Source organism: Chryseobacterium aquifrigidense (assembly GCF_006716485.1).
GTDB classification, from domain to species: Bacteria; Bacteroidota; Bacteroidia; order Flavobacteriales; family Weeksellaceae; genus Chryseobacterium; species Chryseobacterium vietnamense.
In genome coordinates, this window is record NZ_VFPD01000001.1 from 1,309,374 (window position 1) to 1,331,188 (window position 21,815).

Annotated in this window: 25 protein-coding genes; 17 read left to right on the plus strand and 8 right to left on the minus strand. The window is 36.0% G+C overall.

The window, feature by feature from the left end; genetic code table 11:
- Positions 1-2 precede the first annotated feature (2 nt).
- The 4 genes from FB551_RS05770 to FB551_RS05785 all read left to right on the plus strand — a co-directional run bounded on the left by FB551_RS05770 (position 3) and on the right by FB551_RS05785 (position 4,171).
- Positions 3-698 carry a DUF3307 domain-containing protein gene (locus FB551_RS05770; RefSeq protein WP_142015883.1) on the plus strand — a complete coding sequence of 232 codons (696 nt, stop codon included), beginning with the start codon at positions 3-5 and terminating at the stop codon, positions 696-698.
- A gap of 36 nt (positions 699-734) precedes the next feature.
- Complete coding sequence (purC, locus tag FB551_RS05775; RefSeq protein ID WP_047430685.1) at positions 735-1,457, plus strand: phosphoribosylaminoimidazolesuccinocarboxamide synthase; 723 nt, start codon at positions 735-737, stop codon at positions 1,455-1,457.
- Positions 1,458-1,583: 126 nt separating this feature from the next.
- On the plus strand, positions 1,584-3,083 hold the full coding sequence (gene purF, locus FB551_RS05780; RefSeq protein WP_047430682.1) for an amidophosphoribosyltransferase: 1,500 nt from the start codon (positions 1,584-1,586) through the stop codon (positions 3,081-3,083).
- 140 nt (positions 3,084-3,223) lie between these two features.
- Complete coding sequence (locus tag FB551_RS05785) at positions 3,224-4,171, plus strand: glycerophosphodiester phosphodiesterase family protein (RefSeq protein WP_142015886.1); 948 nt, start codon at positions 3,224-3,226, stop codon at positions 4,169-4,171.
- Between the two features lie 91 nt (positions 4,172-4,262).
- Here the strand turns inward: FB551_RS05785 and FB551_RS05790 are convergent, their stop codons facing one another.
- Together FB551_RS05790 and FB551_RS05795 are read right to left on the minus strand one after the other, a co-directional pair.
- On the minus strand, positions 4,263-4,982 hold the full coding sequence (locus FB551_RS05790; RefSeq protein WP_047430678.1) for a porin family protein: 720 nt from the start codon (positions 4,980-4,982) through the stop codon (positions 4,263-4,265).
- 365 nt (positions 4,983-5,347) lie between these two features.
- On the minus strand, positions 5,348-6,046 hold the full coding sequence (locus FB551_RS05795; protein ID WP_047430674.1) for a porin family protein: 699 nt from the start codon (positions 6,044-6,046) through the stop codon (positions 5,348-5,350).
- A 47-nt stretch (positions 6,047-6,093) separates the two neighbouring features.
- On the opposite strand from FB551_RS05795, the gene FB551_RS05800 reads away from it, so the two are divergent.
- On the plus strand, positions 6,094-6,279 hold the full coding sequence (locus FB551_RS05800; RefSeq protein WP_142015889.1) for a hypothetical protein: 186 nt from the start codon (positions 6,094-6,096) through the stop codon (positions 6,277-6,279).
- A gap of 214 nt (positions 6,280-6,493) precedes the next feature.
- On the opposite strand, the gene FB551_RS05805 is transcribed toward FB551_RS05800, so the two are convergent.
- The 4 genes from FB551_RS05805 to aroB all read right to left on the minus strand — a co-directional run bounded on the left by FB551_RS05805 (position 6,494) and on the right by aroB (position 10,105).
- Positions 6,494-7,087: a porin family protein gene (locus tag FB551_RS05805; RefSeq protein WP_047430668.1), complete on the minus strand. Its 594-nt coding sequence runs from the start codon at positions 7,085-7,087 to the stop codon at positions 6,494-6,496.
- 205 nt (positions 7,088-7,292) lie between these two features.
- Positions 7,293-7,913, minus strand: a complete 621-nt coding sequence (locus tag FB551_RS05810; RefSeq protein ID WP_142015891.1) for a porin family protein — start codon at positions 7,911-7,913, stop codon at positions 7,293-7,295.
- A 232-nt stretch (positions 7,914-8,145) separates the two neighbouring features.
- A complete protein-coding gene (locus FB551_RS05815) occupies positions 8,146-8,781 on the minus strand; it encodes a porin family protein (RefSeq protein ID WP_142015894.1) in 636 nt (211 codons plus the stop codon).
- A 277-nt stretch (positions 8,782-9,058) separates the two neighbouring features.
- Positions 9,059-10,105: a 3-dehydroquinate synthase gene (gene aroB / locus FB551_RS05820; RefSeq protein WP_142015897.1), complete on the minus strand. Its 1,047-nt coding sequence runs from the start codon at positions 10,103-10,105 to the stop codon at positions 9,059-9,061.
- Between the two features lie 102 nt (positions 10,106-10,207).
- Between aroB and FB551_RS05825 the strand changes: the two genes are divergently transcribed.
- Positions 10,208-11,389: a pseudouridine synthase gene (locus tag FB551_RS05825; RefSeq protein WP_226798625.1), complete on the plus strand. Its 1,182-nt coding sequence runs from the start codon at positions 10,208-10,210 to the stop codon at positions 11,387-11,389.
- A 176-nt stretch (positions 11,390-11,565) separates the two neighbouring features.
- Here FB551_RS05825 and pncA read toward each other — a convergent pair whose 3' ends face one another.
- Positions 11,566-12,171 (minus strand): bifunctional nicotinamidase/pyrazinamidase, encoded by a 606-nt coding sequence (gene pncA, locus FB551_RS05830; protein WP_047430657.1) that lies wholly within the window; start codon positions 12,169-12,171, stop codon positions 11,566-11,568.
- 215 nt (positions 12,172-12,386) lie between these two features.
- Between pncA and FB551_RS05835 the strand changes: the two genes are divergently transcribed.
- The 5 genes from FB551_RS05835 to FB551_RS05855 all read left to right on the plus strand — a co-directional run bounded on the left by FB551_RS05835 (position 12,387) and on the right by FB551_RS05855 (position 15,708).
- Positions 12,387-13,529 (plus strand): DEAD/DEAH box helicase, encoded by a 1,143-nt coding sequence (locus FB551_RS05835; protein WP_142015899.1) that lies wholly within the window; start codon positions 12,387-12,389, stop codon positions 13,527-13,529.
- Positions 13,530-13,746: 217 nt separating this feature from the next.
- On the plus strand, positions 13,747-14,283 hold the full coding sequence (locus FB551_RS05840; protein ID WP_047430653.1) for a YfiT family bacillithiol transferase: 537 nt from the start codon (positions 13,747-13,749) through the stop codon (positions 14,281-14,283).
- Complete coding sequence (locus tag FB551_RS05845) at positions 14,277-14,738, plus strand: DUF1569 domain-containing protein (RefSeq protein WP_226798626.1); 462 nt, start codon at positions 14,277-14,279, stop codon at positions 14,736-14,738. Before FB551_RS05840 ends, FB551_RS05845 begins: the two co-directional genes overlap by 7 nt.
- Positions 14,735-15,115, plus strand: coding sequence for a bacillithiol system redox-active protein YtxJ (ytxJ, locus tag FB551_RS05850; protein ID WP_142015902.1), 381 nt, complete (start codon positions 14,735-14,737; stop codon positions 15,113-15,115). Before FB551_RS05845 ends, ytxJ begins: the two co-directional genes overlap by 4 nt.
- Positions 15,112-15,708 carry a Crp/Fnr family transcriptional regulator gene (locus FB551_RS05855; protein ID WP_034698263.1) on the plus strand — a complete coding sequence of 199 codons (597 nt, stop codon included), beginning with the start codon at positions 15,112-15,114 and terminating at the stop codon, positions 15,706-15,708. Before ytxJ ends, FB551_RS05855 begins: the two co-directional genes overlap by 4 nt.
- 124 nt (positions 15,709-15,832) lie before the next feature.
- Here the strand turns inward: FB551_RS05855 and FB551_RS05860 are convergent, their stop codons facing one another.
- Complete coding sequence (locus FB551_RS05860; RefSeq protein ID WP_142015905.1) at positions 15,833-17,254, minus strand: aminotransferase-like domain-containing protein; 1,422 nt, start codon at positions 17,252-17,254, stop codon at positions 15,833-15,835.
- Between the two features lie 96 nt (positions 17,255-17,350).
- Here FB551_RS05860 and FB551_RS05865 point away from each other — a divergent pair, with 96 nt between their 5' ends.
- The 6 genes from FB551_RS05865 to FB551_RS05890 all read left to right on the plus strand — a co-directional run bounded on the left by FB551_RS05865 (position 17,351) and on the right by FB551_RS05890 (position 21,799).
- The gene (locus FB551_RS05865; protein ID WP_142015907.1) at positions 17,351-18,235 is read left to right on the plus strand and encodes a DMT family transporter; all 885 of its coding nucleotides are present in this window, start codon (positions 17,351-17,353) and stop codon (positions 18,233-18,235) included.
- A gap of 86 nt (positions 18,236-18,321) precedes the next feature.
- Entirely contained in the window at positions 18,322-18,555 is a 234-nt protein-coding gene (locus tag FB551_RS05870; RefSeq protein ID WP_047430641.1) for a hypothetical protein, read from the plus strand.
- A gap of 317 nt (positions 18,556-18,872) precedes the next feature.
- The gene (locus tag FB551_RS05875) at positions 18,873-19,469 is read left to right on the plus strand and encodes a Crp/Fnr family transcriptional regulator (RefSeq protein WP_047430637.1); all 597 of its coding nucleotides are present in this window, start codon (positions 18,873-18,875) and stop codon (positions 19,467-19,469) included.
- Between the two features lie 38 nt (positions 19,470-19,507).
- Positions 19,508-20,122, plus strand: a complete 615-nt coding sequence (locus FB551_RS05880; protein ID WP_226798627.1) for a Crp/Fnr family transcriptional regulator — start codon at positions 19,508-19,510, stop codon at positions 20,120-20,122.
- 215 nt (positions 20,123-20,337) lie between these two features.
- Positions 20,338-21,141 carry a KGG domain-containing protein gene (locus tag FB551_RS05885; RefSeq protein WP_142015910.1) on the plus strand — a complete coding sequence of 268 codons (804 nt, stop codon included), beginning with the start codon at positions 20,338-20,340 and terminating at the stop codon, positions 21,139-21,141.
- A gap of 70 nt (positions 21,142-21,211) precedes the next feature.
- Positions 21,212-21,799, plus strand: a complete 588-nt coding sequence (locus FB551_RS05890) for a ferritin-like domain-containing protein (RefSeq protein ID WP_047430634.1) — start codon at positions 21,212-21,214, stop codon at positions 21,797-21,799.
- Positions 21,800-21,815 lie beyond the last annotated feature (16 nt).

Below are 21,815 nucleotides of genomic sequence, written 5' to 3' on the forward strand. Positions count from 1 at the left end.
GCATGATCTTCATCAAACTCATATTGGCACATCTACTTGGAGATTTTATACTTCAGCCAAATTCATGGGTTGCAGATAAGGAAAACTATAAACTGAAAAGTAAGTTTTTATACATTCATGTTCTGATTCACACTGTTTTAAGCCTGATTTTTCTTTGGGATCTTCAGCTTTGGTGGGTTGCCGTATTAGTGGGAATCACTCACTTTATTATTGATGCGGCCAAGCTTATTTTCCAGAATGTAAAGACTAAGAAAAGATGGTTTTTCATTGATCAGCTGCTGCATATTCTTGTGATTGCCGGAGTTTCTTTTTATTTCCGGGAATTCAGCTTCGGATTTTTAGAGAATCAGGAATTTTTAAAGATCATTATGGCAGCACTGTTCTTAACCACACCTGCTTCTATTTTTATCAAAATCTTATTGTCATCCTGGACACCTGCTCCGGATGGCCCCAACACTATTCAAACCGAATCTTTATCAAGTGCCGGAAAATATATCGGAATTTTAGAACGTCTGCTGGTTTTCACCTTTATTATGGTGAATCACTGGGAAGGCGTAGGGTTCATGGTAGCTGCCAAATCTGTTTTCAGGTTCAGCGACCTTGCACAGGCAAAACAGAGAAAACTTACAGAATATGTATTAATTGGTACACTGCTGAGTTTTGGACTGGCTGTCTTAACAGGAATAATAATAAAATAAATCAATAAATCTAACTACAATTTAGAAAGTAAAATTATGAGTCAAAAGAAAGAAATGTTGTACGAGGGGAAAGCAAAACAAGTATTTGCAACCGATAATCCTGATGAAGTAGTAGTACGTTTCAAAGACGATGCTACAGCATTTAATGCTCAAAAAAGAGGTCAGGTAGACCTTAAAGGAGAAATGAACAACGCGATCACAACTCTTATTTTTGAATATTTAAATGAAAAAGGGATCAAAACTCATTTCATCCAAAAATTAGACGAAAGAGAGCAGCTGGTAAGAAAGGTTTCTATCATTCCTTTGGAAATGGTAGTAAGAAACTACTCTGCAGGAAGTATGGCACAAAGATTAGGAGTAGAAGAAGGAATTAAATCTCCGGTAACGATCTTCGATATCTGCTATAAAAAAGATGAGTTGGGAGATCCGCTTATCAATGACCACCATGCCGTTTTCTTAGGAGCAGCTACTTATGAAGAGCTTGACGAGATGTATGAATTATCTTCAGATATCAATGATATCCTTATCGACCTGTTTGACAAAATCAATATCATCCTGGTAGATTTCAAAATCGAATTAGGTAAAACTTCAGACGGTGAAATTATCCTTGCTGACGAGATTTCTCCAGATACCTGCAGACTTTGGGACAAAGATACTATGAAGAAGCTTGACAAAGACAGATTTAGAAGAGACTTAGGAGAAGTTACTGAGGCTTATGTAGAAATCTACAACCGTCTTAAAAATCTTTTACAGAAATAAGCTTTCAGAGAAGGGTTATTATTCTGAAAACAATTTGTTATTTAAAACAAAAATTAAAAACTGAAGTTAACTTAGACTAATTTCTAACATCTAATATCTAACTTCTAATCATTAGAAAAAATAGAAATGAAAAGTTTAGACATTCATAAAAGTGAATATTTAAAACAGTTTGAAACCCAGACTTACGGAAGAAATCTTTTCAGAACTCAGGAAGAGGAAAGACTGGATGCTCCCAATGAAGAGTGTGGGATCTTCGGATTGTATTCAGATAATGATCTGGATACTTTCTCTCTTTCTCAGTTTGGTCTTTTTGCATTACAGCACAGAGGTCAGGAAGCTTGTGGTATTTCCGTTTTAAAAGAGGGCAGAATCACAAACATGAAAGACGAAGGACTGGTTTTAGATGTTTATAAAGAAATTCAGGAACCTGAAACTTTTATGGGAAATTCTGCAATTGGGCATACCCGTTATACCACTGCAGGAGATAAAAAGAAATATAATTTTCAGCCATTTTTCGCCAAAAACGAATATGACCAGATTATACTTTCAATAGCACATAATGGTAACCTTACCAATGCAAAAGAATTAAAAGCAGAATTAGAGGCTGAAGGCGTAGTTTTCAGAGCTACTTCCGATTCTGAAGTGATCCTGAGACTGATCCAGAAAAACCTTGATTTAGGTCTTCGTGGAGCTATTAAAGCAACAATGGAAAAGATTGAAGGAGCATATTCTGTAGTTGGGATGACCAGAAATAAATTCTTTGCGTTCAGAGACTTCAACGGTATCCGTCCGTTAGTGTTGGGAGCGATCGATGAGCGATCATATGTAGTGGCTTCAGAATCTGTTGCATTAGATGCTGTAGGCGCTCAGTATGTGCGTGATATCCTTCCGGGAGAGATCATTTATACCAATGAAAATGAGCCCGGAAAACTTCATTCTTATATGATGGATGAAGCAAAAGGTAAGCAGAGAATCTGTTCTTTCGAATATATTTATTTTGCAAGACCGGACTCTACCTTAGAAAATATCAATGTATACGAGATCAGAGAAAAATCCGGAGAGAAAATCTGGGAACAGGCTCCTGTAGAAGCTGATTTGGTGATTGGAGTTCCGGATTCCGGAGTTCCTGCTGCTATTGGTTTCTCTAAAGCTTCAGGAATACCTTTCCGTCCTGTTTTGATCAAAAACAGATATATCGGAAGAAGCTTCATTGTTCCTACACAGGAAATGAGAGAAAGGGTAGTGAACCTTAAACTGAACCCTATCATCTCTGAGATGAAGGATAAAAGAGTAGTGATCATTGATGATTCTATCGTTCGAGGGACAACTTCTAAAAGACTGGTCAAAATTCTAAAAGATGCAGGAGTAAAGGAAATCCACTTCAGAAGTGTTTCTCCGCCAATCATTGCACCATGTTATCTGGGAATTGATACTCCGTCTAAAGATGATCTGATCTCTGCCAACATGACGACAGAAGAACTTAAAAATTATTTAGGAGTAGATTCCTTGGAGTTTTTAAGCATAGATAACCTGAAAACTATTTTAGGATCTGCCAACCACTGCTTCGGATGCTTTACAGAAGAATATCCTGTAGGAAAAGGAGAAGAGGTAGATTTATTCAACTAATCTCTTTATTGAAATAATAAATAGAAGAGCCGGGTTTGTAATCCGGCTCTTTTGTTGTTTAAATGTAGCAAAAGCTTAATATTCCTGTATTATACAGTATATAATGGAGTTTTAATTTTGATGGATTAAAACTTCAGGATATGAAACATCTATTTTTCCCGGGTATTTTTATGATATTTGCCCAGCTTTATTCTTCACAGACTTTTGATAATCAGGCGCACCGCGGAGGGAAATCCCTTTACCCCGAAAATACAATCCCGGCCATGAAAAATGCTTTGAAAATGAATGTGACCACCCTGGAAATGGATCTGGTCATAACGAAGGACAAAAAAGTTATTCTTTCTCACGATGCCTTTCTCTCACCGGAGCTCGTTACAAAACCGGATGGAACTTACATTCCTAAAGATTCAGGTTTTTATTACAAAATTTATGAGATGCCTTATGCAAAAATCAAAACATTTGATGTCGGATTAAAAAAATTGAATAACTATCCGGATCAAAAGAAAATTAAAGCTCAGAAACCTCTTTTTTCAGAGGTTATAGATGCTTGTGAAGCCTATTCCCGTGAATTGAAAAGACCACTGCCTTTTTACAATATTGAAACAAAGACACGTCCTTTTTCTGATAACATTTTTCATCCTGAGCCAAAAGAATTTGTAGATTTGATGATGAAGATTATTATAGAAAAAAAGATTCAGGACAGGGTAATTATCCAGTCATTTGATCCAAGAACGCTGGAAATCCTTCATCAACAATATCCTAAAATCAGGACTGCTTTACTCGTGGAAAAAGTAGATGATAAAAAACGGGCTCAGCAGCAGGCTTATTTTAAAAATATTTCCGTGGAAAAATTCAAAATGTATCCCAATCATTTGAGTGGAGTAGCCGGAGATATGAAGTTCCTGAGTTTTACTCCCACTATTTACAGCCCTGAACATAGTCTTGTTACCCCGCAATTAGTGCAGGAATGTCATTCATTAGGCATGAAAGTAATCCCATGGACTGTGAATACCAGAGAAAGACTGAAGGAATTAAAAGACATGGGAATAGACGGTGTTATCAGTGATGATCCGAGAATATTCGAATAACCCTTTTTAATATAAATAGCCGGAAGAAAACTTCCGGCTATTTTATGCGTGCAGATTACGCTGCACTTAGGGTTAAAAAATTGGTCGTTGATTAGAATTTATAATTCAGGCCTAACTGAAATACTCTGTTGTTATTTTCAGCTGCAGACATGCTCTTATCAATCTTTGTTAAGCTGTTTACATATCTTGCATTGATACCGATATTGGAAGTGATGTCATATCCTAAACCAAGGCCTAAACCGAAGTTGAATTTGTTGATCATGTCTTTATCAATATCTGTAGAGTGAGAACTTGAAGTGGTAGTTGTAACACCTCCTGTAGTACTTGCTACAGTAGATTCTCCTTTATTTTTTCCGTTGATGAAATAACTGAATTCAGGTCCTGCTTCGATATAAAACTTATCCGTAGGTCTCATTTGAACCATTAACGGAACTGAAATGTAATCCATTTTTACTCTGCTCTGTACCTTAGTTTTTACATTCGTTACTCCATTGTCAGTTTCTGTAGAATACATTACATCTTTTGCACCCATTTGGTTATATAATACCTCTGGCTGGAAGCTGAATTGTTTTGAAATTGGAATATTAACGAATACACCCGCGTGGAAACCTAGTTGTTGAGTGTTGATTCCAAACTTCTGCTGGCTGAAATAAGCTGAGTTTCCTCCGGCTTTGATCCCGAATCTAATAGGCTGAACATCATTTTTTAGTGGTGATGCATTTACTGTTTTCGTTTCTGTCTTTGTTTCTGTCTCCTGAGCAAAAGCTAGCGTACCAGCAGTTAATGCTAATCCTAAAAATAACTTCTTCATAATTTTATTTTTTTAATTTTACTATTTGTGTGTCGGATAATCTCTCAATCAGACTCGAATTATTTTGCAAAATGCTTGCCAAAGTTAAAAAATGCCTGTTTATAAGGGTTTTCAGATGTTTTTTGGAAAGTTTTTTTTTAATCATTTATCCCTTTTTGATGAATAAACATATTGTAAAATGACTGTTTTATGAAAATAGTTGAATGCTCAATAAGCTTTATTGTTGATAATTAAAATGATAAAAAAAAAGAAACAGAGTACTATTTTCAGGAATTACTCAGCCTTCTTGGATTTTATTGAGAGACAGAAATAAAAAAACCGGACTATTAAAGCCCGGGACCAGTTTTTGAAAATAATAAAGATCTCTATTTAAATTGATAAGCTACGCCAATCTGAAGTGCATTATTTCTGACTTTAGTACCATAATCGTTTTTGAAAATTCCTGTTACTCCCGCTGTAAATCTGGCTGTCACTCCAAAATTTTGAGTGAAATAATATCCTGCACCAATTCCGATTCCGAAATTGAACTTATTATATAATTTCATTGGAATTTTATTGTCGAAACTTTCAGTACTAGTACTCGTTGTATCATTGTATCTTATTTCATTTCTTCCGTCTCCTTCTATTTTTCCTCCTAAAAGTAAGCCGAATTCCGGCCCTGCTTCCACATACAACTGAGGAAGAATGTGGTATTGAACCATTACAGGAAGGGTAAGATAATTTAAATTTGTCTTATAAGTATATTCCTGCTTTGTGTAAGAATTTTCTGAATGATGAATGAAAATATCTTCGGTTTTTGAACCTAATTGACTGAAAAGAAGTTCGGGTTGTATACTGAATTTTTCAGCAAGAGGAATATTCGCAAATACTCCGATATATGAACCAGCTTTCACTTTTTCACTATTATCTACTTCGTTTCTTTCGCCTCTGCTGAAAGTAGAGCCGTTGAAACCGGCCTTAATCCCAAATCTAACTGAAGGTGCTGTGGTGACAGGCTGTTCTTTTTCCTGAGCATTCATTAAAAAAGAGCCGACAAATGTAAGTCCTAGAAAAAATTTTTTCATGGTTTAAGTTATTTTTTTTGTTTTGCGGCAAAATATCTGCCATAAAGATGAGAAATGATAAAAATCATGCTGTATGCGAAAAAGTCAAGCTTAAACTAATAAACCTGACTTTTTCTATTGAAATCAAAATGTATTCTATTGATAAAACAAAATATCCTCAATATTCTGTTGTGCACTCTGTTGGACAGCCCAACCTGACACAGTTCTCGTTAAAAGGTGATGGTAATAGTTAGATTTTAATTTTGATATTCAATTGAATATCAACTGAATCAAAGCATACTCATTGTGAAAACAAGACCGTAAGTTGGAAATTTCCGGATAGAGTACAATCAATTATTCAATACGCAAATTTCTTGCCAAAAAATAGACAAATAATAAAAAAGCCGGATTATATTAAATCCGGCTTTGTATTGATGAGTAGTTTGCTTTAAAAGCTAAACTGATTTCTTAGAATTTATAAGCTAAACCAAACTGGAATACACCATTTTTAGCTTTATCTTCAGATAGATCTGGTCTGTTTTTAGCAACGTCTGTTAAACCTGCAACATATCTTGCAGTAACTCCGATGTTCTGTGTGAAGTAGTATCCTGCTCCAAGGCCAATTCCGAAGTCAAAACCTTTGAAAAGATCTTTAGCATCTGCAGAATTGGAATTAGCTTTCAGTTTTGAGTTAACCAAAAAGCTGAACTGAGGTCCTGCTTCCAGATATAGGTTAGGAAGAGCATTATATTGAAGCATTAATGGTACAGAAATATAATCCAGATTTACTTTTACATCATTACTTCCTTTAATCTTTGCTCCCATTCCGCTGTACAATACTTCCGGTTGGAAAGAGAAGTCCTGAGCTACAGGAATGTTAGCAAACAATCCTCCGTAGAATCCAGCTTTAGAATTGAAGTCATTCTCGGTAAGAGTAGAGATATTAAGACCTGCTTTTATTCCAAATCTAACTGGAGAAGATGAAGCAGTAGAAGTTGAAGTCTTTTGAGCGAAAGTAAAAGTACCTGCTACTAGGGCAAGACCTAAAAGAATTTTTTTCATAAGTTTTATATTTTAATAGTTATTAAGTTTTATTTAACATTTCATTAAGAATCAAACGGTGTGCCAAAGTTATAGTATGTTGTAAATCTGCTATTCAACATATGTTTATAAGAATAATTTTTTCATTTATGCTAAAAAAGTCGGATTAAATTAATCCGACTCCACTTTAATTATAAAAACTTAATGAAAAAAGCTTACTAAAGCTTTAGAATTTGTAATTTATTCCTACCTGGAATACGCCATTTTTCACAGAGCCCTCTCTGTCATATCCGTAAAGATATCGATGACTTTTATTTACAATATCAGATAATCCTGCAGTATATCTTACATTCACACCGATATTTTTAGTGAAATCGTAGCCAGCGCCCAATCCGATTCCAAAATCAAAACCTCTGGTCGCATCTTTAAGGTGTAAACTTCCCACATTGTTTTTCAGTCTGGCATCCATTAAGAAGCTAAATTGAGGCCCGGCTTCTACATAAAAATTAGGGAGTGCTTTATATTGAAACATTACAGGAACAGAAATATATTCCAATTCAAGTTTTGCATTACTTCCTCCTTTCTCTTTAGCTCCCACAGCACTATATAATACTTCTGGCTGAACAGAGAAATCCTTAGCGACAGGAATGTTTACAAAGACACCACCATAGAATCCGGCTCTTGACTTCATATCCATATTAGAAAGATTGGAAACATTCAATCCTGCTTTCAAACCGAATTTGATTTTAGAAGAAGATGGAGTAGTAGCTTCAGTAGAAGTTGAAGTGCTTTGAGCAAAAGTAAAAGTACCTGCAATAAGTGCCAGGCCTAGAAAAATCTTTTTCATAGATTAGTTTAATTTTTTATGTTGTTTAACGTCCGAGAAGCAACAAACAATATGCCGCTAAACCCCATGTATAAAGACTTTATGGGTTTTTAACAAATCGATAATTCATCAAAATGGGATGTATTTTTGCTGTTTTATGAACTCTTTGTTATTTTAACATAAAAAAAGAACAGATTAAAAAATTAATCTGTTCTTTTCTATTGAATATAAAATTTGTTAGTGAATGTGTAGCTTATTTAAATTTATAAGCTAATCCTACCTGGAATAGGTTGTTTCTTGTAGCATCGGATCCGCTAGGTCTGTTTTTCGCTACATCTGTTAAACCTGCTACATATCTGGCAGTAAGTCCTAGGTTCGGAGTGAAATAATATCCTGCACCAAGACCAATACCAAAGTTAAATGTATTTAGATTGTCTTTGTAGTTATCTGTAGTGTTAGACTGTCCATTTGATTCATTTTTGAACTTGTTTTTAGCACTTACCATGAAACCAAATTCCGGTCCTGCTTCTACATAAAGATTTGGGATCAGGTTGTACTGGAACATTACTGGTACAGTAATATAATCTAATTTAGTAGAAGCGGAATATTTTGTTCCTGCTACTGTATAATCTGATTTATTACCATATTGTGAATATTGAACCTCCGGCTGAACGCTGAATGAAGCTGCTAATGGAATGTTGGCAAATACACCTGCGTTGAATCCTATTTTAGATTTCTGATCATCAAGACCGCTATCTTTTGAAAGGGAAGAAACGTTCATACCTCCTTTTACCCCAAATGTTACCGGATTAGAAGATGTGTTTCCTGTCTGTTGAGCGAATGCGAATGTTCCTGCAGTTAACGCTAATCCTAAAATTAACTTTTTCATAACTTTAATTTTTTTAATTTTACTCTTTCTTAATTTTAAATTTTACTACTGTTCAGCATTTTCAGTTGAACGCAGAGTATCTTTCAAATTGCTTGCCAAAAATATTTTTTATGATTAAAATCAATAAAAAAATCACTTAGTGTTTAAGTGATTTTTAAAATATCTTATTGATTATCAATGTTTTTGCAATTTTAAATAAATGTTTGTTTAGACATGATCTAAATTGACAATTTTGTCAAAAACAAGCCGTAAATCAAATTTTTTTTTGAAAAAAATGTTAAGCATCGTTCAATTTTCTATAAAAAGATAAAGATTCAAGGATATTTTCCTGGCTGCACTGATGATCGTAATGGCAAGAACCTACTCCTGAAAGCAGGGAAAAATTGATTTTACTGTCTGTATTCTTTTTATCATTCAGTAATAATGCCGTGATATCTTCATCTTTAAAATCACTGATATCAAGGTAAGGATAATACCTCTGAATGTTTTCAATGATTATTTTTGAATCTTCCTGTGAAATAAGGTTTTCAAGATAAGCCAGATGAGCTTCAGCAATCATTCCCATAGCTACAGCTTCGCCGTGAAGAATTGGATTTTCCTGCTGTAAACATAAACTTTCCACAGCATGGCCTATGGTATGTCCGAAATTAAGTGTTTTTCTAATGTTCTGCTCATGGAAATCCTGATCTACCACATTTTGTTTAATATTCATAGAAGCTTGGATATGGGGAACGACTGTTTCCACTTCCAGCTTACGGATCTGAATCAGCTGATCCCAATGATTTTTATCAGCAATTAATCCATGCTTCAGCATTTCCGCGAATCCACTTCTTAATTCTTTAAATGGTAATGTTTCTAAGAATTTTGGGAAAATAAAGATTTGCTCAGGGAAAGCAAAAGTTCCCACCATATTTTTATAGTGCATCAAATCGATCCCGGTTTTTCCACCAATAGAAGCATCACACATGGATAAAAGGGTAGTAGGGATGTTGATAAACTGTATTCCTCTTTTATAAGTAGATGCAACAAATCCACCCATATCCGTAATTACTCCACCACCAAGGTTGATAACCAATGCTTTTCTGTCTGCCTGCATTTCTGTAAGAATTTCCCAAAGCTGATTGGCTGTCTGGATATTTTTCATTTCCTCCCCGGCTTCAATCTCCAAAATTTCAAATCCAAGGTCTGTTTCCATATTTCCTAAAAGAATAGGAAGACAGTATTCATGCGTGTTTTCATCTACCAGAATGAAAATTTTACTGAATTTTTTTTCGTGAAGAAACTCGTTGAGCTGAGAAAAATTATCGTTTAATATTGTTATCATCTTCTATTGTATGTAAAGTTAAAAATGTAAACTATAGTGCAAAGTTATGATTCTTAATTTTTAACTCGTAACTAAATTACTATCTTTGCATAAATTTTTAGAATGAGCAGAGATAATAATAATTCAGATAGACCAAAGAGACCAAGAATTTCAACCAAGAAAAGTTCTGATGATTCTCGTGCTTCCAGATCTGGAAATTCTTCAGGATCAAAACCTTTTAAAAAGCCTTTCTCTAAAGATGGAGGAAAAAAAGGCCCGGAACATAAAGGATCCAACTCAAGATTTGAAAAGAAACCTTTCAAAAGAAATACCGACAGTTTCGAAAATTCCAATGACGAATCAGGATCAAAATCTGAAAGAAAACCTTATATCACGAATAAAAGTGAGAGCTATGAGAAGAAATCTTTTGGAAAGCCTAAGAGAGGAGGAAAGAATTTCGATACAAGAGATAAGTACGAAAGAGGCAGCCTGAAATACGGAAGAAGACCATCTAATGGTGAAGAAAGAAATGATGACAAAACAAGATCTTTTGTACAGAAAAGAAGGCTGAATAAAATTGAAAAAGATGTTCATAAAGACAGCATCCGTCTTAACAAGTATATCGCTAACTCCGGAATCTGCAGCAGAAGAGAAGCTGATGACCTGATTACTCAGGGGTTGGTAGAAGTCAACGGAAAGGTGGTAACTGAGATGGGATATCAGGTACAGAAAACAGACAGAGTGGTTTTTGATGGACAAAGTATTACTCCTGAAAAGCCTGTATATGTACTTTTGAATAAGCCTAAAGGTTATATTTCTACTACAAAAGATGATAAAGCAAGAAAAACTGTAATGGATCTTGTAGCGAATGCTTCTCCTTACAGACTTTTCCCGGTGGGAAGACTGGATCGTTCCACAACAGGAGTTATCTTACTGACCAATGACGGTCACATGACTAAAAAACTGACGCATCCTTCTTTTGATGCTAAAAAGATTTATCATGTAACATTGGATAAAAAGCTTACTGGTGAAGATTTACGTCTTATTGCAGAAGGAATCCGTCTTGATGAAGGAGTAGCTGTTGTTGATCAGATTTCATATATCGAGGGGAAACCTAAGAATGAAATTGGAATTGAGATCCACATCGGATGGAACCGTGTTATCAGAAGAATTTTCCAAAGATTAGGGTACGAAGTAGAATCTTTAGACAGAGTAATGTTTGCCGGATTAACGAAGAAGAATATCAAAAGAGGACACTGGAGAATCCTTACAGAACTGGAAGTGAACAACCTTAAAATGCTTTAATATAATGATGAATATGAGTTATAAATGATGAATTATAGATTCAGGGATTGTAACTTAGTTCATTCTTTCAAAAAGTATCTTCAGGATAAAAAACAAAAAGCGCAGAATTGTTTTCTGCGCTTTTTTATTGTAGTAAGCTGTGAATTCCAAAATTCATAACTCATCATTAAAAAGAATTACCCTAACACGGTTACTCCTTTCTCAATCATTTCATAGATAGCATCTCTGCCATTGTCAGGTTTTACATTTACTGCACGTGTTCCGTTGAAATGAAGACACGTAACATATCCGTTAGCTACCGCATCCTGTGCTGTGAACTTGACACAATAATCTAATGCAAGACCTACGATTTCTACCAATTGAATGTCGTGATACTTCAGGAAATCATCCAGTCCGGTTTTCATGAAATGGTTATTATCCTGGAAACCACTGTAGCTGTCTATCTCAATATTTTTACCTTTCTGTACGATATGGGTTACTTTGTCTCTGTTCAGATCTTTATGGAATTCTGCTCCGAAAGTTCCCTGAATACAGTGATCCGGCCACATAAACTGTGGAACACCATTTAAAATAATACTTTCTCCTACCTTTCTTCCATTGCTGCTTGCAAAACTTTTGTGACCGGCAGGATGCCAGTCTTGTGTAAGAACTATCTGATCATATGCATTTTCCTCCATCAAGAGATTGATGTATGGAATAATTTCGCTGGCTCCAGGGACTGCAAGTGCTCCGCCTTCACAAAAATCATTCTGTACATCGACTATTATTAACGCTTTTTTCATATTTTGATTTCTCGAATTTTTGATAAATTTACAAAACTAATCTTCAAAAATTTGTCCAAACCTGAATTATCGGACAAATCGGCAACATAAATTTTCAATGCTTATCCATGAAGGGTATAAAAATTACAATATTTGAATTTTGTCTGCAGCCTGTTGTGTTTTGAGGCTTAAACCAAAAATCAATAGCTTATCTTTGCAGGAAATAAGTATTTTTTATGTCATTTGAATCGTTAGGATTATCACACAATATTATTCGTTCTGTCAAAAAATTAGGGTATTTAAAACCTTTCCCCATACAGGAGCAGGCTGTTCCTGTCATTTTACAAGGGAAAGATCTTATGGGAATTGCCCAGACAGGTTCCGGTAAAACAGCTTGTTTTGTGATGCCGATTTTAGAAAAATTACAGAATGCGGAAGTAAAAAAAGACCGTAATGTTCAGGTTTTGATATTGGTTCCTACGCGTGAACTGGCTATTCAGATCGATGAAGTGTTCAGGGCATTCACAGATAATTTAAAGAGAGAAGTCCGCACAATGGCAGTGTATGGAGGAGTTTCTATTAATCCACAGATGAAGGGAATGTTTGGGGTGGAAGTTTTGATTGCTACTCCGGGACGTTTGCTGGATTTAATTGATCATAATGCGTTGAGTATTTCAGGAATTAAACATTTGGTGATTGATGAAGCTGATAAAATGTTTCAGCTAGGCTTTGGTGAAGAAATGAATAAACTTTTTGCCATGATGCCTGTAGCAAAGCAAACTACATTGTTTTCAGCTACTTTGAATGATAAAGTTTCAGAAATGAAAGAACGTCTTTCTATCAATCCTACGATTATTGAAATTAAAAAAGAAGAAGTTGAAATTGATAATATCGAACAGCTGGCCTATCATGTTGCTCCGGAGAACAAAGGTCCATTTTTACGATATCTGATCAAAGAAAAGAAAGTAGAAAAAGCTTTGATTTTTGTTTCCTCTACAAGATCTGCGGATAATCTGGTGGAGAAGCTTAAAAAGAATAAAATAAAAGCGGTGGCCATCCACAGCCAGAAATCTCAGGGAGCACGAAGAAATAATCTGGAAGAATTTAAAGTAAACGGAGCTCAGATCTTGGTGGCTACAGATTTAATCGGGCGTGGGATTCATATTGAATCGCTGCCATGTGTTATCAATTACGAGTTACCCCGTTCGCCGCTGGATTATATCCACCGCATTGGTAGAACAGGACGTGCCCATGAAAAAGGAACAGCAATCACCATTTTGACGGATGATGAATTGCAGCATTTCAGAGTCATCCAAAAGAAAATGGGTAGAAAAGTTACGCTGCAAAGAACAGAAGGTATTGATTTACACGGATATTAATTATTAACAATAAATAAAAAGGTTTCAGTCTATACAATTGAAACCTTTTTTAATGAAAAACCGGTACCACAAAAATCATTATCGGTATAATTAATGCTTTATTCACTTTAAACTCTTGAATTTTTGATAAATTCGCACAAGCTGATATTCACAACTTATTTTACTAAATAATGAGAGTACAAATCGGCAATAATTAAAAAAAAATAAACCCTGAATAATGAGTGATTTAGAGAAAAAAAAGTTTCCCATAGGACCGTTTGAAGTGCCTGAAAACATCTGTGATACTACATTGGATACTTATATCAAAGTGATCAAAGACTTTCCTGGCCGGCTAAAGAATCTCATTGAACATTTTACAGACGATCAGTTGGATACTCCTTACAGAGAAGGAGGTTGGACGGTAAGACAGCTTGTGAATCATCTTTCTGACAGCCATATGAACAGTTTTATCCGTTTCAAACTGGCTCTCACAGAAGAAAACCCTACCATAAAGCCTTATGATGAAGCGAAATGGGCGGAACTTCAGGACAGTTTTCATATGCCTGTAAAGCCGGCAATGAGAATGTTGAAAGGAACACACCAGAGATGGGTAACACTTCTTAAAAGCCTTACCAATAAACAATTTGAACGAACTTTCCATCATCCTGAACACAATAAGAATTATAATTTAAGAGAAAGCCTGGCTTTATACGTGTGGCATTGTAATCATCATTTTGCCCATATTGAAAATCTGAAGATAGAAAAAGGTTGGTAAGGAAGAGTCTCAATAATCCAATATATTATCAGGAAATTATAGAAAGAATTTCCCTGTTATCTGAAAATTCTCATGGAAAATGGGGGAGAATGAATGTATGTCAAATGCTAAAACATTGTGACCTGGTTCTTCAGGTAGCTTTGGAAAAGGTGGAACTTCCCCGTATTAATGTGACGTTTAAGACAATTGGGATTTTTACTAAAATAGAAATGCATATTTTCAATAATGGAATTCCCAGAAATATGCCTACTTTTCGAAAACTAATCGTTAATTTTGAATGTGATTTTGATGTATCAAAAGCCAATCTGCTGAAAACGCTGGAAGAATTCCGGGAACTCTGTGAAAAAAACAGGCTGCCGGACCGCCACAGACTATTTGGTAAAATGACTGAAAAAGACTGGACATTTTTAGAATACAAGCATCTGGATCACCATCTAAAACAATTTAATGTATGAGTTTTTTTGATAAAATATTTGGCGGTAAAAGCGAAACCCCTGACCAAAAAACATTCTGGAAAAAGATAGAATCTGAAGAGGATCTTACTAAAGCGATAGAAGATTCCTTTCAGAATAAGATCGCAATATTTAAACATTCTACAAGTTGCTTTATCAGCAGAACTGTTCTGAAAAATTTTGAAAAAGAAGTAGAAAACTCAGAACAGCCAGTGAATGTATACTATCTGGATTTGTTAGCTCACAGACCTGTTTCTAACAAAATTGCAGCAGATTTTGAAATCAGACATGAAAGTCCGCAGCTGATTGTCATAGAAAACGGAAAACCTGTTAACAGTGCTTCACATCAGGATATTTCTTTAAGCCAGATTGTATCATGAAGAATATAAATAATTATCTAGCTAAAGTTTTAAATGTTCCGCTCCAGAATGTGAACACCTGCAGCCTGCACTATGAAGTAAAGAAAATCCCTAAAAATCAGTTTCTTCTCCAGTACGGCGAAATCTGCAGACATATTTTCTTTGTAGAAAAAGGACTGATAAAGATGTATTCTATTGATAAAAACGGGAAGGAGCATATTATTCAGTTTGCTCCGGAAAGCTGGCTGATCTCTGACCGAAGCAGCCTTTATTTCAATGAGAAATCCATTTATTATATAGAAGCAGTAGAAGATTCTGAAGTTTTGTTTCTTCATCCTGATTTCTTCAACAAATTGGTAGAACAGTTTCCGAATAGCATAGAAAGGAGTGATTTCCTTCTTCAGAAACACATCAGAAGCCTTCAAAACAGGATCAATTCCTTGTTGGGAGAGACTGCAGAAGAAAGATATATGAAATTCATCAAAATGTATCCGGACTTACTGCTGAGAGTTCCACAATGGATGATTGCCTCTTACCTGGGAATTACTCCTGAGAGCCTGAGCCGTGTAAGAAAGGAGCTGGCAAGAAAAAATTTCATCCCGGATAACAAATAGAAAAGGCTGGGAGATGGAGGCTTGAAATTCTGGTGAATATAAAAGAACTTTAACAGCTCTTGTTTAGATTTATCAATAAAAGTTGAGATCAATTATTTTAAAACTATTTTAGCTTCCATCTTCCTTACTTCAAATAAATCCTTTTGGCAAGCTGTCCCACCTGTCTGAGTTTTGCCTGTGTATCTTCCGACCATGGAAGCCCTATGCAGAGCCTCATACAGTTTTCAAACTGCTCCTGAAAAGTGAACATTCTTCCGGGGGCAATACTTATATTCTGCTTGATAGCCAGATCGTATAATTCTGTTGTGCGAATCTTTTTATCAAATTCTACCCATAAGGACAAGCCTCCCTGCGGACGGCTGGTTTTTGTTCCTTCAGGAAAAGATTCTGCAATGGTTTGTACATAATTCTGATAATTGAACTGTAATGTTCTGCGAAGCTGCTGGAGATGCTTTTCATATTTTCCGGATTTCAGAAAGTTGGCAACAGCTTCATTCACAATAGAAATAGAAGATGTAGAATGCAGAAGTTTAAGTTTCATGATTTTGTCTTTATACTTCCCCGGAGCAATCCAGCCCACACGATAGCCGGGAGCCAGAGTTTTTGAAATAGAGCTGCAGTACAGTACATTTCCGTCTTTATCGAAAGATTTACAGCATTTCGGACGGCTGGAACCAAAATAAAGGTCTCCATAGACATCATCTTCTATCAACGGAATATTATTTTCGGAAAGTATTTTTACAATTTCTTTTTTATTTTCATCAGGCATACAGCTTCCCAAAGGTGAATTAAAATTGGGAATCAACAGGCACAGATCTACTTTGGGAATTAATTTTTTTAAAGCCTCAATTTCTATTCCGGTCGTAGGATGGGTAGGAAGTTCCAGAACTTTTAAACCCAATCCGTTGGCCAACTGAAGGATTCCAGGATAGCAGGGACTTTCAATCGCAACAGTATCTCCAGGTTTTCCTAAAGCCATTAAACAAAAAGAAAGAGCATTCATCCCACCATTGGTGGTAATCAGATCATTTTCGCTCAGATTTCCTCCCCATTGTAAGGAACGTACTGCAATCATTCTTCTTAATTTCAGATTTCCCTGAAGTTCTTCATATTCAGTACCACCATCTTTTAATTCCCTGGTAGCGTTTATAATTTCTTTCTTCAGTTTAGCCTGAGGTAAAAGATCTCCTGATGGAATTCCAATAGAGAAAAAGGTAAGGTCCTTTTTACCCATATTTTCATACACTTTACTGATCAGTTCATCCGGTTCATCGTTATTGGCGATCAAGGACGGGCGGCTTACTTCCGGCAAAGGAAGTTTTACAGAGAGCAGCTGGCTTACAAAATAACCAGACTGTGGCTTAGATTCTACCAAAGACTGGGATTCCAGTTCCAGAAAAACACGCTTGGCTGTATTCATACTTACCTGATGTTCCTGGCATAGCATTCTTACGGAAGGAAGCTTGTCTCCTGTCTTTAGAATACCACTTCTTATCTGTCCTGCAATGCCATCTGCAATTTCCGTATATAAAAATTCCTTGCTCATATTTTTAAACTGTGCTCATGCAAATATACAAAACTGATACTGTGTTTATTTAATTATCCTTTCTAATTTTGAATATCAATTAAAAGCTTGAATAAAATGATGACAAAACAAATCTCAAAGGATGAAAATATAAGTGGCTGGATCAATGGTTTTATAGGGGTGGTCTTATTTAGTGGTGGTTTGCCGGCCACTAAGTTAGCCGTAATGGAAATGAGCCCTACTTTTGTAACAATTGTCCGTGCAGCTGTCGCTGGAGTCTTAGCGCTTACCGTTTTGTGGCTGGGAAAAGAAAAACGTCCCGTCAAAAAAGATTTGATCCCATTATTGCTGGTTTCCCTTGGCTGTGTGGTAGGATTTCCCCTTCTTTCTGCATTGGCTCTTCAGTATCTTACTTCTGCCCATTCTATAGTATTTCTGGGAATGCTTCCTCTGGCAACTGCGGTATTTGGAGTGATGCGTGGCGGAGAAAGACCTCATCCTGTATTTTGGTTTTTTTCAATTGTAGGAAGTCTTCTGGTTATCGGCTATGCTGTTTCGCAGGGAATATCAGCCTCACCTGTTGGCGATATTCTAATGCTGCTTGCCGTAATTTTATGTGGTATGGGCTATGCTGAAGGAGCTAAATTATCCAAAACCTTAGGAGGATGGCAGGTTATTTCCTGGGCTTTGGTATTGGCACTACCAATTATGATTCCTTTATTTTTTATTTATTTTCCTGATGATATTCAGAATGTGAGTTTTCAGGGATGGTTTGGAATGGCTTATATTTCTCTCTTCAGTATGTTTATTGGATTTATATTCTGGTATAAAGGATTAGCACAGGGAGGAATAGCTACTGTTGGTCAGCTTCAGTTACTTCAGCCTTTCTTTGGGCTGGCATTGGCGGCATGGCTTCTTCATGAGCAGGTAAGTATAGGAATGCTAGGGGTGACAGTAGGGGTGATTTTATGTGTTGCAGGAACTAAGAAATTTGCGAAATAATTAAATATAAAGCATTATGACTTAAGTCATAAGAAAGCTGCTTTACAATAGTCTACCTTTGAACTATCACCACAAAATAGAGTATTATGAAGATTATTATGTCAAGCCTGCTTATAGCAATTATTGTCCTGAGTTGTAAAAAAGAATCCAAAACAGAAACCCATGTTACGACAGACACTGTCATAGCTGATACCATAAGGACGGATTCTGTTTCTCCCGTAAGTCCAATCGCTTCCGATACAATCCATCGTGATACGGTTTCCTCAAAAAAACTTACAGATACTACAGGAGCCCATCAAAATAAAATCCCAAAGAAATAGTAGTTTTTTCTGTTATTACTTTGAAAAACCCGTTTTCATTAAGTGAAAACGGGTTTTTATTGTATTGGATTTCAATATACTGTACAATCTATAGCTTAAACATGTGGTATCAAAAAATCAATTTAATTGCATTTTTACTACCGATATTTGGTCAATAAATGAAAAACATGGCTGAAGTTATTAAAATTTTTAACTTTTTTTAACTTTAGGAATAATCATTAAGGTGCGGTTTTTGCATGCATATTACAATCGATTACCAATATTTTTACTAAGACTAAGAAGAGGAGAAGAAGAAAACAACACCAAAAACAACTATTATGGTTATCGACGAAAACATTTTGATTTCAGCGGGAGCAGAAACGAGACATTATACCCCTTCAGAAGTGATATTCTGTGAAGGGGATATTCCTAATTATTATTACCAGATTATTAAAGGAGAAGTAAAACTTAACAATTATAACGAGGAAGGAAAAGAGTTTATTCAAAACATTTTATCCGATGGAGAAAGCTGTGGAGAATCTATTCTATTCATAGAGAAACCTTATCCTATGAACGCTGAAGCCATTACAGAGTGCAGTGTTCTAAGACTTCATAAATCCATTTTTTTCAACTTACTGAACCAGAACCCTGAATTATATATGGAGGTTAACAGTTTTCTTTCTGAACGCCTTTATTATAAATTTATTATGATGCAGAATCTTTCTTCTCAAAACCCATCCATCAGGCTTAGGGGTCTTATGGATTATTTGAAGAGTTTTCAGAAAGATGCACGTCCATATTCATTCCTGATTCCATTAACGAGGCAGCAAATGGCTAGCCTAACAGGTCTTTGTGTGGAAACCGCGATAAGGACGATTAAGCATATGGAAAGAGATAAAATCGTGAGAATTGAAAATCGTAAAATCTTATATTAAATTTCTATCATTATTTATTTAAAAACCTATTTGATGTTATGAAAACAATCAGCTGTATGAATATTGATGAAAGTCTTCTGTACTCTTTTGGTGCGGAAGACAGGGATTATAAAAAGCGGGAAGCGGTTTTTAGAGAAGAGGATCATGCACTTTATTACTTTCAGATCAGTGAAGGGAAGGTAAAATTGAATAATTATAACGAAAACGGAAAGGAATTCATTCATAATATTCTGGGCAAAAAACAAAGCTTTGGGGAAGCCATGCTTTTTCTCAACCAGAAATATCCAATCAATGCCATATGTCTTGAAGATTCCCGGATTATCAGACTTCCCAAAAATAATTTCTTTGAAATGATCACACAGAACCCTGATCTTTCTCTTGAAATGAATGCCTGTTTTTCACAGGAAATTTTTTATAAATTGAAAATGGTACAGAGCCTTGCATCAGAAAACCCTATGCAGAGGCTCAAGGGTTTACTGGAATATCTTAAAAGCTATCATGATGAAGACTGCCAAAAATGTTTTCACATTGAATTTACAAGACAACAGATTGCCAACCTTACAGGTATGCGTGTGGAAACAGTGATCCGCACCCTGAAAAAAATGGAAAAAGAGGGTAGTATTATCCTAAAAGACAGAAAAATTTTGTATTAATCTGCATTAACATGATTCAGGTCATAAAAAAGTGAATTATTCTAACGTATATTTGACATACATTCTTTCACAATTCTTAAGCCCTTAGTAAAAGGCAAGCAAAAAGCATTTCGCTTTTATTATTATTTAAAATTATCGACACCCAATTGTTGCCGTCTAATACTAGTCACGGACTGCAATAGACATCACTAAATATTAATAAAAAAAATTCAGTTATGAACACTAGAAATTCAAGAAGCAACAGCTCAAGAGGACGTTCGCATTCGCCAGAAAACCTTGAAGAAGTATATCAATTAGGATATGATCATGGTTTTAATGATGCAACCAGAGATGAAGATTATGACGATGATTTTTCAGAATATGAAAATTATTTTGATAATGAAAATGACGATTATGATGATGATGATTACGATGAAGATGATTATGATGAATACGACGACGATTATGATGATGAAGATGATGAAGATTATGATGATGACGAAGAAGACGATGATGATCAGAGAGGTCGTAGAGGAGGAAGAAGCAGTTCCAGAGGCGGAAACGGTAACCAGCAGAGAGACAGTCAGGGAAGATTTACTTCCGGTAGAGGCGGTTCTCGTGGAGGAAACGCCGGTGGTGGTTCCCGCGGACGTTCAAATTCTGGTTCCGGCTCCAGATCAGGAGGCAGAGGCAGGTCATCATCAGGAGATGGTACTTCAAGAAGAGGTTTCGCTTCCATGAGCAAAGCTGAGCGTACAAGAATTGCCAGAATGGGAGGCCAGGCTTCTCATGGTGGAGGCAGATCTTCTAACTCAGGTTCCGGCTCAGGAAGAGGAGGTTCATCAAGATCAGGAAGCAATAGTAATAGCTCAGGAAGAGGAGGTTCAAACTCAAACTCAAACTCAGGAAATTCAAGAAGAGGATTTGCTGCAATGAGTAAATCTGAGCGTACAAGAATAGCCAGAATGGGAGGCCAGGCATCCCACGGAGGCGGAAGATCTTCAGGTCGTTCCGGATTCGGAGGCAGACGTAATTCATAATTCTTTTTCCAGGATTGCCTCTTTAGCCATATAAAGAGGTAATCCTTTAATAACAAACACCATTCACACCATGCCCAATAAAATATTAGAAACCAATAGTGCAGTTTCTGCCACCAAAAAAGGTACGGCAGATAAGACAACTGTCAATGAGGATGAAATGAAAAATTCTCCCCTTCACAAGTTCTTTGTGAGTGCCCTAAAGGATATTTATTTTGCTGAAAATGCAATTCTGGATGCATTGGAAAAAATGCAGGAAGCAGCTACTGCTGAAGAATTGAAGGATGCTTTTGAAGACCATCACCTTCAGACCCAAAAACATGTTAAGCGTTTGGAAAAAGTTTTCAAGCTCATTGATGAAAAGCCTGAAAAGAAAGAATGCAAGGCAATTAAAGGGATTATTGAAGAAGGTGAAGAAGTTATCAAAGCTACAGAAGACGGTACTGCAACGAGAGATGTCGCCCTTATTATTGCGGCACAGAAAGTAGAACATTACGAAATCGCCACATATGGCGGTTTGGCTCAGCTTGCCATAACGATGGGACATGATAAGGCAGCCGATCTCCTTGAAAGAACACTTCAGGAAGAAGAAGATACCGATTCTTACCTTACAGATATTGCAGAGACATCCATCAATTTTGATGCAGAACAAGAAGACTAAACTATATAATAAGCCA